9 protein-coding genes are annotated in these 13,956 nt (G+C 69.8%); 6 read left to right on the forward strand and 3 right to left on the reverse strand.

All coding sequences use genetic code 11. The annotated features are described in order from the left end of the window. Positions 1-443 (forward strand): class I tRNA ligase family protein (locus JWN97_RS09970; RefSeq protein ID WP_297621930.1); only part of this gene is annotated, 443 nt, incomplete at its 5' end. Positions 444-681: 238 nt separating this feature from the next. Here the strand turns inward: JWN97_RS09970 and JWN97_RS09975 are convergent. After that, entirely contained in the window at positions 682-1,527 is an 846-nt protein-coding gene (locus JWN97_RS09975) for a PAC2 family protein (protein WP_297621932.1), read from the reverse strand. Positions 1,528-1,687: 160 nt separating this feature from the next. Here JWN97_RS09975 and metH point away from each other — a divergent pair, with 160 nt between their 5' ends. Then, positions 1,688-5,464 carry a methionine synthase gene (metH, locus tag JWN97_RS09980; protein ID WP_297621934.1) on the forward strand — a complete coding sequence of 1,259 codons (3,777 nt, stop codon included), beginning with the start codon at positions 1,688-1,690 and terminating at the stop codon, positions 5,462-5,464. A gap of 13 nt (positions 5,465-5,477) precedes the next feature. Here the strand turns inward: metH and JWN97_RS09985 are convergent, their stop codons facing one another. Then, the gene (locus JWN97_RS09985; protein ID WP_297621936.1) at positions 5,478-7,151 is read right to left on the reverse strand and encodes an AarF/UbiB family protein; all 1,674 of its coding nucleotides are present in this window, start codon (positions 7,149-7,151) and stop codon (positions 5,478-5,480) included. A 146-nt stretch (positions 7,152-7,297) separates the two neighbouring features. After that, the gene (locus JWN97_RS09990; RefSeq protein ID WP_297621938.1) at positions 7,298-9,004 is read right to left on the reverse strand and encodes a GGDEF domain-containing protein; all 1,707 of its coding nucleotides are present in this window, start codon (positions 9,002-9,004) and stop codon (positions 7,298-7,300) included. 349 nt (positions 9,005-9,353) lie between these two features. Between JWN97_RS09990 and JWN97_RS09995 the strand changes: the two genes are divergently transcribed. From JWN97_RS09995 to JWN97_RS10010, 4 genes are all read left to right on the forward strand, one after another. After that, positions 9,354-10,085 carry an HAD family phosphatase gene (locus tag JWN97_RS09995; RefSeq protein WP_297621975.1) on the forward strand — a complete coding sequence of 244 codons (732 nt, stop codon included), beginning with the start codon at positions 9,354-9,356 and terminating at the stop codon, positions 10,083-10,085. Positions 10,086-10,199: 114 nt separating this feature from the next. Beyond that, entirely contained in the window at positions 10,200-11,849 is a 1,650-nt protein-coding gene (locus JWN97_RS10000; RefSeq protein WP_297621940.1) for an ABC transporter substrate-binding protein, read from the forward strand. An 89-nt stretch (positions 11,850-11,938) separates the two neighbouring features. Continuing rightward, positions 11,939-12,949 (forward strand): ABC transporter permease, encoded by a 1,011-nt coding sequence (locus JWN97_RS10005; protein ID WP_297621942.1) that lies wholly within the window; start codon positions 11,939-11,941, stop codon positions 12,947-12,949. Positions 12,950-12,954: 5 nt separating this feature from the next. Further along, positions 12,955-13,956, forward strand: a complete 1,002-nt coding sequence (locus JWN97_RS10010; protein ID WP_297621944.1) for an ABC transporter permease — start codon at positions 12,955-12,957, stop codon at positions 13,954-13,956.

Here is a 13,956-nt window from a genome sequence, read left to right on the forward strand (position 1 = left end):
GCGCGCGCTTCGCGCGGACCTACACGCACGCCGGCATGGTCGCCTACGACGGCGAGAAGATGTCGAAGTCCAAGGGCAACCTCGTCTTCGTCTCCGCGCTGCGGATGAGCGAGGTCGACCCGATGGCTATCCGGCTGGTGCTGCTGCGCCACCACTACCGCAGCGACTGGGAGTGGACCGACGACCAACTGTGGCAGGCCGTGGACACGCTGGCCGACTGGAGGCGCGCGCTCGCCCTCGGTGCCGGTGCCGACTCGGGCCCGGTCGTCGACCGGGTGCTGGCGGCCCTCGCCGACGACCTCGACGCGCCCGCCGCGGTGCAGGCCGTGCAGGAGTGGGTCGACGCGACGCTGGGCACCGCCGGCCTCGCCGAGACCTCTGACCGCGAGGCGGCGGCGACGATCCACCGGCTGCTCGACGCGGCCCTCGGCCTGTCGCTCTGACGTACGCCCCTCCGCCGAGCGGCGCGCGAGGCAGGTCCTGGACGCGCGAGACCTGCCTGGCTCACCGCTCGAGCGGTGGTCCAGCCACCTTCCGAGGACTCAGACCGTGGGTGCGTCACCGCCCGCCGGCGCGCCGCCGTACGACACGCGCCGGGGCGGTGCGTGAGCCACCCTCCGGCCGCCGAAATGGTGGCTGGATCACCGCTCCGCGGGGCGCTCGAGCCGACCCCGAGCGGGCTCAGTCGGTGTCGCGGCGCTTGAGGTAGCGCTCGAACTCCCGCGCGATCGCCTCGCCGCTCGCCTCGGGCAGGTCGGCGGTGTCGCGGGTCTCCTCGAGGGCGCGGACGTAGTCGGCGACGTCCTCGTCCTCCGCGGCGAGCTCGTCGACGCCGCGCTCCCAGGCCTTCGAGTCGTCGGGCAGGTCACCCAGCGGCATCGGCGCCTGCAGCAGCTCCTCGAGCTGGCCGAGCAGCGCGAGGGTGGCCTTCGTGCACGGCGGCTGTGCGACGTAGTGGGGGACCGCGGCCCAGTAGGACACGGCGGGGATGTCGAGCTGGGTGCAGGCGTCGTTGAAGACGCCGACGATGCCGGTGGGACCCTCGTACGTCGACTGCTCGAGGTCGAGCCGGTCGACGAGCTCCGGCTCGGTGGCCGTCCCGGTGACCGGGATCGGGCGGGTGTGCGGGGTGTCGGCCAGGAGGGCCCCGAGCGTCACGACCAGCTCGGCGCCCAGGTCGTCGCAGGCGGCGAGGAGCTCGGCGCAGAACTGGCGCCACTTCATGCTCGGCTCGATGCCGCGGACCAGGATGATGTCGCGGTCGAGCTCGGCCGGCCGGGCGACCGCGATCCGGGTCGTGGGCCAGGCGAGTCGTCGGTGTCCGTTGTGGTCGGTGCTGATGACGGGCCGGTTGACCTGGAAGTCGTAGAACTCCTCGGGGTCGACCGCCCCGATGACCTCGGCCTTCCACTGTTCCATCAAGTGGTCGACGAGTCCGGACGCCGCGTCGGCCGCGTCGTTCCATCCCTCGAAGGCGGCGATCACCACGGGGGAGACCAGGTCCTGCACGTCGTCGAACTCGATCACCTGCCCAGCCTAGGGCGCGGGTCCAGCGGGACGTCATGATTTCGTCCGCCGTGGGCGCTGGTGCCACGATGTGGGAACTCCGTCCGCGGGTCGGACCGCCTTCCTAGGCTGGTCGTCACGCCACCGCAAGGCCCTACGTCACCGAGAGAAGGCCGACCCCGTGAAGCCGCAGCACCGTCCCGACGCCACCGAAGCCCTCACGGCGATCCTGGGCGAGCGGATCATGGTGCTGGACGGGGCCATGGGCACCGCGATCCAGCGCGACCGCCCGGACGAGGCCGGCTACCGGGGCGAGCGGTTCGCCGACCACCCGAGCGACCTGATCGGCAACAACGACCTGCTGACCCTCACGCAGCCGCAGGTGATCCGCGCCATCCACGAGGACTACCTCAACGCCGGCGCCGACGTGATCGAGACCAACACCTTCAACGCCAATGCGGTGTCGCTGTCCGACTACGGCCTCGAGGACCTCGCCTACGAGCTCAACTTCGAGTCGGCGCGACTGGCGCGCGCCGCCGCCGACGCGGTGGCGACCGACGACCACCCGCGGTGGGTGGCCGGCGCCCTCGGACCCACCACCCGCACCGCGTCCATCTCGCCCGACGTCAACGACCCCGGCGCCCGCAACGTCTCCTTCGACCAGCTGGCCGAGGCCTACCTCGTCGCCGCCCGCGGACTGGTCGACGGCGGGTCCGACCTGCTGATGATCGAGACGATCTTCGACACCCTCAACGCCAAGGCCGCGATCTTCGCCGTCGAGACGCTCTTCGAGGAGCAGGGTCGCCGCTGGCCGGTCATCGTCTCCGGCACCATCACCGACGCCTCCGGGCGCACGCTGTCGGGGCAGGTCACCGAGGCCTTCTGGGACTCGATCCGCCACGCCCGCCCGCTCGCCGTCGGCCTCAACTGCGCCCTCGGGGCCCGCGACATGCGGCCCTACGTCGCCGAGCTGTCCCGGCTCGCCGACTCGTTCGTCTCGGTCTACCCCAACGCGGGGCTGCCCAACGCCTTCGGCGAGTACGACGAGACCCCCGACCAGACGGCCTCGGTGCTGGCCGAGTTCGCCGACGCCGGCTTCCTCAACTTCGTCGGGGGCTGCTGCGGCACCACGCCCGAGCACATCGCGGCGATCGCCACCGCGGTCGAGGGCAAGCGCCGCCGCGAGCCGGTCAGCCACCAGCCCGTGATGCGGCTGTCCGGCCTGGAGCCGCTGACGATCACCGACGAGAGCCTCTTCGTCAACGTGGGCGAGCGCACCAACATCACCGGCTCGGCGCGCTTCCGCAAGCTCATCAAGGACGGCGACTACGACGCGGCCCTCAGCGTCGCGGCCCAGCAGGTCGAGTCCGGGGCGCAGGTCATCGACGTCAACATGGACGAGGGGATGATCGACGGCGTCGCCGCGATGGACCGCTTCCTCAAGTTGATCGCTGCCGAGCCAGACATCAGCCGCGTGCCGGTGATGGTCGACTCCTCCAAGTGGGAGGTCATCGAGGCCGGCCTCAAGTGCGTGCAGGGCAAGGCGATCGTCAACTCCATCTCCATGAAGGAGGGGGAGGAGGCGTTCCGCGACCACGCCCGGCTGTGCCGCAAGTACGGCGCCGCAGTGGTGGTGATGGCCTTCGACGAGGACGGCCAGGCCGACAACCTCGCGCGCCGCAAGGTGATCTGCGAGCGGGCCTACCGGATCCTGGTGGACGAGGTCGGCTTCCCGCCCGAGGACATCATCTTCGACCCCAACGTCTTCGCGGTGGCCACCGGCATCGAGGAGCACGCCACCTACGGCCAGGACTTCATCGAGGCGACCCGCTGGATCAAGGAGAACCTCCCCGGCGCCAAGGTCAGCGGCGGCATCTCCAACGTCTCGTTCTCGTTCCGCGGCAACAACCCCGTCCGCGAGGCGATCCACGCGGTCTTCCTCTTCCACGCGATCCGCGCCGGTCTCGACATGGGCATCGTCAACGCCGGCGCCCTGACGGTCTACGACGAGGTCGACGCCGCGCTGCGCGAGCGCATCGAGGACGTCGTGCTCAACCGTCGCCCCGACGCCGCCGAGCGCCTGCTCGAGATCGCCGAGGAGCACAACCGGTCGGCCGAGGCCGTCGAGGTGTCCGAGGAGGAGTGGCGCGCGCTGCCCATCGGGGAGCGGATCACCCATGCCCTCGTCAAGGGCATCGACGCCCACGTCGAGGCCGACACCGAGATCCTCCGCCAGGAGATCGCCGACCGCGGCGGCCGTCCGATCGAGGTCATCGAGGGCCCGCTGATGGACGGCATGAACGTCGTCGGCGACCTCTTCGGCGCCGGCAAGATGTTCCTGCCCCAGGTGGTCAAGAGCGCCCGCGTCATGAAGAAGGCCGTCGCCTACCTCATCCCCTTCATCGAGCAGGAGAAGCTCGACAACCCGGCGCTCGCCACCGTCAAGGACACCAACGGCACGATCGTGATGGCCACGGTCAAGGGCGACGTCCACGACATCGGCAAGAACATCGTCGGCGTGGTGCTGCAGTGCAACAACTACGAGGTCATCGACCTCGGGGTGATGGTGCCGGCACAGAAGATCCTCGACACCGCCGCCGAGGTCGGCGCCGACATCATCGGGCTCTCCGGCCTGATCACGCCCTCGCTCGACGAGATGGTCACCTTCGCGACCGAGATGCAGCGCCAGGGGCTCACGATCCCGCTGCTCATCGGCGGTGCGACCACCTCGCGTGCCCACACGGCGGTGAAGGTCGACCCCAAGTACGACGGCCCCGTGGTCTGGGTGAAGGACGCCTCCCGCTCCGTGCCCACGGCGGCGGCGCTGCTCCACGAGACCGGACGCGCGAAGCTGATGGCCGACGTGCAGGCCGACTTCGACTCGCTGCGCACGCGCCACTCGGCCAAGAACGACCGGCCGATGATCACCCTGGAGCAGGCGCGCGCCAACGCGACACCGATCGACTGGACCGACTACCGGCCCCCCAAGCCGCACCTGCTGCTGCAGCAGGACCATGCCGTCTCCACGATCGTCGGCACCCGCGTCACCCAGCACGTGCGCGTGCTGCGCGACTACGACCTGTCGACGCTGCGCAAGTACATCGACTGGCAGCCCTTCTTCAACGCCTGGGAGATGAAGGGTGCCTTCCCCGACATCCTCAACAACCCCAGCTCCGGCCAGGCGGCTCGCAAGCTGTACGACGACGCGCAGGCGATGCTCGACACGATGATCGAGGAGAAGTGGATCCGGGCCCACGGGGTGGTCGGGCTCTTCCCGGCCAGCTCGGTCGGCGACGACGTCGAGCTCTACCTCGGCGACGACCGCAGCGACGTGCACGCCACGCTCCACCACCTGCGCCAGCAGGGCCAGCACCGCAACGGCGTCCCCAACCGGTCGCTGGCCGACTACGTCGCGCCCAAGGACTCCGGCCTGCGCGACCACGTGGGTGCCTTCGCCGTCACCGCTGGCGACGGGGTCACGGAGCGGGTCGCCGCCTTCCGCGAGGAGCTCGACGACTACAACGCGATCCTGCTGGTGTCGCTCGCCGACCGGCTCGCCGAGGCCTTCGCCGAGCGGTTGCACGAGCGGGTCCGCAAGGAGCTCTGGGGCTACGCGCCCGACGAGCACCTCGACAACGTGGGCCTGATCAAGGAGCAGTACGACGGCATCCGGCCGGCGCCCGGCTATCCCGCGTGCCCCGAGCACACCGAGAAGCAGACGCTGTGGGAGCTGCTCGACGTCGAGAAGCACACCGGCATCGCGCTCACCGAGTCGATGGCCATGTGGCCCGGCGCCTCGGTCAGCGGCTTCTACTACTCCCACCCCCAGTCGCAGTACTTCGTCGTGGGCCGCCTGGCCCGCGACCAGGTCGCCGACTACGCTGAGCGCAAGGGCTGGACCCTCGCCGAGGCCGAGCGGTGGCTCTCGCCCAACCTGGGTTACGACCCGGAGGACTGAGGGCTCGGTCCGGTCACCGGGGCTGTCGTCCGCGGTCCGAGGCGACGGCGTGCGCCACCTTGCGGTCGGTGAGGAAGATCCACACGGCCATGGCGGCGCCGGCGCTCACCGCGAAGAAGAAGAACAGGATCGCGAGCCCCGGGTAGCCGAGCACGGTCCACCGCGACGGCACGCGCACGACCAGCGCCGCGCCCAGGATGGTGGCCGCGATGATGATGCCCAGGGTCACCCGGTTGGCGACGCGTTGGATCACCGTGTGCAGGCGCTCCTCGTCGATGGCTTGGACCTGGATCCTGAACTCGCCGTCCGCGAGCGTGTCCATGATCCGGTTGGCCCGCTTGGGCAGCTGGGACACGAACGTCTTGGACTCGATGGCCGCCGACATCAGGCCGCCCGCCGACAGCTTCAGGCCGGCGCCGAAGATCTCGCTCACGTTCTTCCTGATGGCGACCGCGGGTGCGAAACCGGGATCGAGGTGCGAGGTCGACCGATCCAGGTTGAGCAGGGCCTTCCCGACCATGGTCATCTCCGGGGGCGGGCGCAGCCCGTGGTGACCGGACAGCCGGCTGAGGTCCATGAGGACCGTGCCGACCGAGACGTCCGAGCCGCTCGCCACCGCCTCCGACACGAGGTGAGAGACGTCGTCGCGGAAGGCAGCGGCGTCGAAGGCCTCCAGGGGATGACCCATCGACGCCAGGACGACGGCGGTCTCCTCGCCGTCGCCGTCGCCGATCGAGAGCAGCAGCTTGATGACGTCGTTCTGGATCCGGGGTGGCACCGCAGCGGTCATGCCGAGGTCCAACAGCGCCAGCCGGCCGTCGTCGGTGAGCAGGAGGTTGCCCGGGTGGGGATCCGCGTGCAGCACGCCGGCATCCAGGATCATGTGGAGGTACGCCGTGAAGAGCTGCTCGACGATGGGCCGGGCGTCGAGGTCGACCAGCCCGAGACGACCGATGTCGGTGATCTTCCGCCCCTCGACGTAGTCCATCGTCAGGACCCTCGACGTCGTGTACTCGGGGACCGGCTGCGGCACCAGGAGCAGGTCATAGGGAGCGGTCAGCTCGCCGAAGGTGACGAGGCTGCGTGCCTCGCGGCGGTAGTCGAGCTCGCCCGCCAGGGACCGGCGGAACTGGTCGAGCAGGCGCCCGAAGCCGAATGTCCGTCCGACCTCGGTCCGCTTGTCGGCCTGTGCGGCGAGGCGCTCCAGCACGTCCATGTCCTGGCGTACGACGTCGCGGACGTCGGGCCGTTGCACCTTGACCACCACCTCGTGGCCGTTGCGCAGGACGGCGCGGTGGACCTGGCCGATCGACGCCGCCGCGAGCGGCTTCTCGTCGAACTCGCTGAACCGCTCCCTCAGCGGCGCCCCGAGCTCTGCCTCGACGACCTCGCGGACGGTCTCGAAGGAGATCGGCTCGACCGAGTCCTGCAGGCGCTCGAGCGCCGTCGTGTACGCCGCAGGGAGCAGGTCGAACCTGGTCGAAAGCAGCTGGCCGAGCTTGATGAAGGTCGGCCCCATCCTCTCCAGGTCGGCGGCGAACGCGTCGGCCCGCTCGGTATCGCCCAGGGGCGCCTGCTCGTCGACGTCGAACTCGTCGAGCTGCGCGCCGGCGAGGAGGTCCGAGCGGCCGTAGCGACGGATGAGCCGGGCGAGGGCGACGTACCGGTTGTCCTGGAGTCGGGTCATGGCGAAAGCATGCACGTCGGGGCGGTCCTGACCGACGATGGGGCCGAGCAGGGGCTGGGGGAGACGTTCCGTCGGGCCATGGTCAGGCCCGCACGTCCGGTCGAGCACGGGTGGTCACGGACTCCACACGCACAGCACCGTGCGGGTCATCCGTCCGCCATGACGACACGGTCACGTCCGCGGCTCTTAGCGGCGTAGAGAGCGGTGTCCGCCTTCGCCACCAGCTCGGTGTGGTGCGCCATCGCGCTGACCCGTTCGGCGACCCCCAGCGACGCGGTCACTCGGACGCCGGGGCGGGTCCCCTCGACCGCCGCGACCGTGGCCCGGAGCCGCTCGGCCACCGCCTGGGCATCGTCCAGTCCGGTCTCGCGCAGCAGGATCGCGAACTCCTCCCCGCCGTACCGGTAGGCCGTGTCGCTGGTGCGCATCACCTGGGTGAGGGCGCTGGTGGTGGCGCGGAGCACCTCGTCGCCATAGACGTGGCCGTGCTCGTCGTTGGTGGCCTTGAAGTGGTCGAGGTCGAGCATGATCATGCTCAGTGGCCTGCCGTACCGGCGGGAGCGGTCCCACTCGGCCTCCATGTCGACGTCGAAGCGCCGCCGGTTGGGGAGCCGGGTCAGCGCGTCGACGTCGGCGAGCTCCTTGGCCGCGCTGTGCAGGTTCGCCGACTCCAGCGCGGCGGCAGCGGTGGACAGCAGCACTTCGAGCACCTGCTCGGTGTCGGGGTCGATGTCGGTGTTGGGCGCCTCGAGGACGCTGACGACCATGCCGGCGAGCACGAGCGGATAGGCCCGGTGATCCTCCCCGGTCGCCGTCCTGGCCTCGGCCGCGGCAACCGCCACCGCCTCGGATGGGCGCAGCTCGGCAGGGGGGGTAACCCCGTGCGGGTCGTCGCTGCGCGACACGGCACGGAATGTCCGGTCCTCGCCGCGGACCCACAGTGCGGTGGGGCCGCCGGTCAGGTCGCTGGCCGCGGAGGTCACGGTGCTCGCGACATAGCGCACGCTGAGGCTCCCCGAGATCTCGCGGCCGACGCGGGTCACGGTCTCGAACCCCGTCGCAAGCGTGGCAAGCCGGCACTCCCTGGTCTTCGCGTCCCGGCGCGCAGCGTCCAGGGAGGACGCCAACCCGGCCAGCGCGTTGCCGATCTGGTCGAGCTCGTAGACGTCGCTCGGGGCGCTCCGGGCCCCGAGCTCGCCGGTCTGCAGCCGCTCGATGGTGTGCAGGAGGCCCTTGATCGGGGTCACCACTTCTCGGTCGACCGCTCGGCGTTGGCGCACGAAGGAGACGGCAGCCGCGATCAGGACGACGACGTACACGAGGAATCCGCCGAGGAGGCTCTGGCGCATATGTCCGAGGGTGACCTGTCGCTCCTCGAACATCAGCTCTGCACTCTCGTTGTTGGCGTCGAGGAACTCGTTGAGCAGGTCGCGGCCGGTCCCCAGCTCGTCCCGGATGACCGCCCGGTCCGGGGTTGCCGCCAGGTCCTTATCGATCACACCCACGGCCCAGTCGTTCCAGGCCGTGCGGGTTGTGGCAACGCGGACGACAGCATCGGTGAGTCCGCTCGTGCTGTCCCCGCTGACGCCACGGACAACCCGGCCCAGCGCGCGATCGGCACCCTCCCCGGCCGCCGAGAAGTCGGCCAAGAACGTGTCGTCGTCGGTGGCGAGCCACCCGCGGAGCGCCGCACTCTGTTCCAGCACCCCGATCCTGCTGTTTCGCATCTCGAACGCCAAGCCGACGTGGCGCTCGTGGTGCGGCTGGGCGACCAGGAGGTGGTAGCCCACGGTGACGCCCGAGATGACGAGCGAGAACGCCAGCACCACCAGCATCCAGTGATAGGTACGCAACAGTTCCCGTACGAGCCCGGCTTCCGGCTCGCTGTCGTTCCTCTGCACTCGCATCCTCTCGTCCCCGGTGTCGGGGTCTGCGCACACCCCGGGGACCCGTTCGCCAGAGGCGCGATCGATGGTGGCCGCCTCTGTCCGCGTTGTACACCGATCCGGACGGACTCAGCGTCCAGTGGCCAACGGATCGTCACAATCCGCGCGAAACGGACATCCCGAGTGGGATCGAGCGCGAGCGGGAGACCCACTCGCGACGACCAACCGCGGGGTGACTCAGTGGCGAGGGCTGCTCGCCGTGGATCTAGGGTGAGTCATCGCACGCCTCGTCGCACGGAGCATCCCGGAGGGCATCCTGAGCACCGCCAGTTATCGAGCATCTGCAGGTCAGCGCCCCGATGGAGGAGCGTGGTGGCCGGCGGCGGTCCTGTGGGACATGGACGGCACCCTCGTCGACACCGAGCCCTACTGGATCGACACCGAGTACGCCATGGCGGACAAGTACGGCGGCACCTGGTCGCAGGAGCACGCCATGAACCTCGTCGGCAACGCGCTGCTCGAGTCGGGTGACTACATCCGGGTCCACATGGGCATCGACCGGACGCCGCAGCAGATCGTCGACGAGCTGCTCGACGGCGTCGTCGCGCGGGTGCAGGACGACGTGCCGTGGCGCCCCGGCGCCCGCGAGCTGCTCACCGACCTCCACGCCCATGGCATCCCGTGCGCGCTGGTGACGATGTCGTGGCAGCGCTTCGTCGAGCCGATCCTGGCGCAGCTGCCGGTCGGCACGTTCGCGACCGTCGTCACCGGTGACCGCGTCGAGTTCGGCAAGCCGCACCCGGAGCCCTACCTGACGGCCGCCGCGGAGCTCGGCCTGGCCGCGGAGGAGTGCGTGGCGATCGAGGACTCCAACACTGGCGCCAAGTCGGCCGCGGCGGCGGGATGCACCGTGCTGTGCGTGCCCCACCACGTGCCGATCCTCCAGGGGGAGGGCCGGGTGTTCGCCGAGACTCTGAGCGGCCTGGACGCGGTCAAGCTCGCGGAGATCACGTCCACCGGACGAGCCGAGGGCGCACCCAACACGTGATCCGACCGTGACCATGTCGGTGTGGCCCGGCTCACATTCATCGGTCTAGGGTGCTGGGACGACCACCCGATCGCATACTGAACGGAAGGACCTCGGATGTCTCGAACACGCACCATGGCGACATGGACCACGGCTGTCCTCGCAGCGGCCACCCTGGCGAGCTGCGCAGACAGCCAGCGCGACGACGAGGGCGGCGGGGGCGCCGCCGACGACGGCACCTTCGTCTTCGGAGCCGCCGGCGCTCCCGAGATGTTCGACCCCTTCTACGCCACCGACGGCGAGACGTTCCGCGTCACCCGCCAGATGTTCGAGGGACTGCTGGGCATCGAGCCCGGCAGCGCCGAGGTGGTCCCGGAGCTCGCGACCGAGTGGACGCCCAACGAGGACGGCACCGAGTGGACCTTCACGCTCCGTGACGACGTCACCTTCCACGACGGAGAGCCGTTCAACGCCGAGGCGGTCTGCTACAACTTCGACCGGATGTTCGACCAGAACGAGGCAGGCCAGACCGCAGGCGAGTACTGGGGCTACGTCATGGGCGCCTTCTCCAACGATGCCGAGAACTCGCTCTACCAGGGTTGTGAGGCCTCCGACGAGTTCGAGGCCGTGATCTCCATCAGCGGCCCGACGTCGGGCTTCCCGACCATGCTGACGCTCGAGTCGCTCTCCATGCAGTCGCCGAAGGCGCTCGAGGAGGGCGACGCCAACGGCATCGCGGCCGAGGGCGAGGGCTTCAGCTTCCCCGCCTACGCCAACGACCCCGTCGGCACCGGCCCGTTCACCTTCGGTGAGTACGACGAGGCCAACGGCTCGATCACCCTCGAGCGCAACGACGACTACTGGGGCGACGCGGCCCAGGTCAGCGAGCTCGTCTTCCGGGTGATCCCCGACGAGGCCACCCGGCGCCAGGAGCTCGAGGCCGGAAGCATCAACGGCTACGACCTGCCCAACCCGGTCGACTGGGCCGGCCTCGAGGAGGACGGCAACAGCGTCGAGGTCCGCGACCCGTTCAACATCCTCTACCTCGGCCTCAACCCCGAGGGCAACCCGCAGCTGAAGGACCTCAAGGTCCGGCAGGCGCTCTACCACGCCCTCAACCGCGAGCAGCTGGTCCAGACCCAGCTGCCGGAGGGGGCCGCTGTGGCGACCCAGTTCATGCCCGACACCGTCAGCGGCTACAACACCACCATCGAGCCCTACGCCTACGACCCCGACGAAGCCAAGCGACTGCTGGCCGAGGCCGGCGCCGAGGGGATGACCCTCAACTTCGCCTACCCGACCGAGGTCAGCCGCCCCTACATGCCGGACCCGGCGAAGATCTACGAGGCGCTGCGCACCGACCTCGAGGCCGTGGGCATCAAGGTCAAGGTGTCCACCGCGTCCTGGAACGGTGGCTACCTCGACAACGTCACCGCGGGCAAGTACGACGCCTACATCCTGGGCTGGACCGGTGACTACGACTCGCCCTACAACTTCATCGGCACCTTCTTCGGCAACCTGAAGGAGAACGACTTCGGCACCGAGGTCATGCCGTGGGGCAAGCAGCTGGCCGACGACCTGAAGTCCGCCGACGCCATCGTGGACGACGCCGAGCGGGGTGCGGCGTTCGAGGCGATCAACCAGCAGATCATGGACGAGTACCTGCCCGGCCTGCCGATCAGCCACTCGCCGCCGGCGCTCGTGGTCGGTCCCGGCGTGGACGGTGTGATCCCCAGCCCGCTCACTGCCGAGGAGTTCGACACGGTCACCGTCGGAGGGGAGTGAGTCCCGCCCGCTGACTGACCGACCTGCGTGATGTCCGGGGGGCCGCCGACTGACGGCCCCCCGGACCACGCCAGCGTGTGAGGAGATCCATGCTTCGCTTCGTCGTACGACGGCTGCTGCAGCTGTGCGTGGTCGTCTTCTTGCTCTCGATGCTGGTGTTCGGCTGGCTGCGCTCGCTGCCGGGTGGCCCGGTGTCGGCGATCCTGGGCGAGCGGCAGACCCCCGAGCGCCGAGCAGCCCTGGAGGCCGCACTCGGCATCGACCAGCCGATTCCGGTCCAGTACCTCAAGTTCATGGAGCGCGCGCTCCACGGCAACTTCGGGGTGTCCACCAAGGTGCTGCCCGGTGAGGACGCGCTCGACATCTTCCTGACCCGGTTGCCGGCGACGATCGAGCTGTCGTTCCTGGCCATGTTCCTCGCGATCGCCCTCGGCATCCCGCTCGGCTACCTCGCGGCGCGTCGCCAGGGCTCGATCACCGACAACGGCGCAGTGATCCTGTCGCTGGTCGGCGTCGCGGTCCCGGTGTTCTTCACCGGCTTCCTCCTCAAGTACTTCTTCGCCGTCGAGTGGAACCTTCTGCCGGTCTCGGGCCGACAGAGCACCGGCCTCGACGCCACGCGGGTGACCGGCATGTTCGTCCTCGACGGCATCCTCACCCGGGAGTGGGACGCCTCGTGGGACGCGCTCAAGCACCTGATCCTGCCCGCCGTGGCCCTGTCCACCATCCCGTTCGCGGTGATCTTCCGGATCACCCGCGCCTCCGTGCTCGACGTGCTCGACGAGGACTACGTCCGCACCGCCGAGGCCAAGGGCCTCACCGCGCAGGTCATCCGCGGTCGCCACGTGCTGCGCAACGCGATGCTGCCGGTAGTCACCACGATCGGGCTCCAGGTCGGCGGACTCCTCTCCGGAGCCGTGCTCACCGAGACGGTGTTCTCCTACCGAGGAGTGGGCGAGGCACTCGCCCTCGCCTTCCGCGAGAAGGACTACGCGGTCCTGCAGGTCCTGATCCTCGCCGCGTGCGTCGTCTACGTCGTCGTCAACCTGCTGGTGGACATCGCCTACGCAGTGATCGACCCCCGGATCAGGACGAGGTGAGCCCCATGAGCGATCCCACCTCCGACCGCGATCCCGACGAGATCTCCCGTCGCCCCTCCTACAGCCAGCGGCGCAAGGACCGCCTCGATAGCCTGGCCCTGGCCCTGGCCCTGGCCGGCACCATCGACGAGGAGCCGGGCGTCTCGCTCATCCGCAGTGCCTGGAAGCGGCTGCGCCGCAACCCGGTCTTCCTCATCGGCCTGACGATCACGGTGCTGTTCATCGTGCTCGCCGTCATCTCCCCGTGGATCGCTCCCTGGGACCCGACGGCCAGCCCCCTGCTCGACAAGGTGCGTCCGCAGTCCAACCCGGTGCCCGGTCCCGAGGCCGGCCATCTCCTCGGCGGCGACGACCGCGGGCGCGACCTGCTCTCCCGGTTGCTGGTCGGCAGCCGGCAGACCCTCATCGTGGGTGTCTTCGCCACGCTGTTCGGGCTTCTCGGCGGGCTCACCCTCGGCACCCTCGCCGGAGCTGTCGGCGGCTGGGTCGACTCCCTGATCATGAGGATCGTCGACGTGATGCTGTCCATCCCGTCGTTGCTGCTTGCCTTCACCGTCGCGTCGCTCGCGCGCAGCCCCAGCCAGTGGACGCTGATCGTGTCCATCGCGATCGTCCAGGTGCCGATCTTCGCGCGACTCCTGCGCGGGTCGATGCTGGCCCAGCGATCGAGCGACCACGTGCTCGCGGCCCGCTCGCTGGGTGTCAAACCGAGCGCCATCGTCTTCCGGCACATGTTGCCCAACGCCCTCGGGCCGGTGATCGTCCAGGCGACGTTGTCCCTGGCCGTCGCGATCATCGAGGCCGCAGCCCTGTCGTTCCTGGGCCTGGGCAACCCCGATCAGAGACAACCGGAGTGGGGGCAGATGCTCAGCCTGGCGCAGCAGTACATCTCCCAGGCGCCGCACCTCGCGTTCTACCCGGCCGGTTGCATCATCGTGGTCGCGCTGGGCTTCACCCTGATGGGGGAGTCCCTCCGCGAGGCCCTCGACCCGAAGTCGCGGAGGTGA

Origin of the sequence: Nocardioides sp. (genome assembly GCF_025965415.1) — a bacterium.
Classification (GTDB): domain Bacteria; phylum Actinomycetota; class Actinomycetes; order Propionibacteriales; family Nocardioidaceae; genus Nocardioides.

Excerpts from the sequence above, each read along its gene's own strand:
- JWN97_RS10010 (WP_297621944.1), top strand. The coding sequence starts at position 12,955 with ATGAGCGATCCCACCTCCGACCGCGATCCCGACGAGATCTCCCGTCGC.
- JWN97_RS10005 (WP_297621942.1), top strand. The coding sequence starts at position 11,939 with ATGCTTCGCTTCGTCGTACGACGGCTGCTGCAGCTGTGCGTGGTCGTC.
- JWN97_RS10000 (WP_297621940.1), top strand. The coding sequence starts at position 10,200 with ATGGCGACATGGACCACGGCTGTCCTCGCAGCGGCCACCCTGGCGAGC.
- JWN97_RS09985 (WP_297621936.1), bottom strand. The coding sequence starts at position 7,151 with ATGACCCGACTCCAGGACAACCGGTACGTCGCCCTCGCCCGGCTCATC.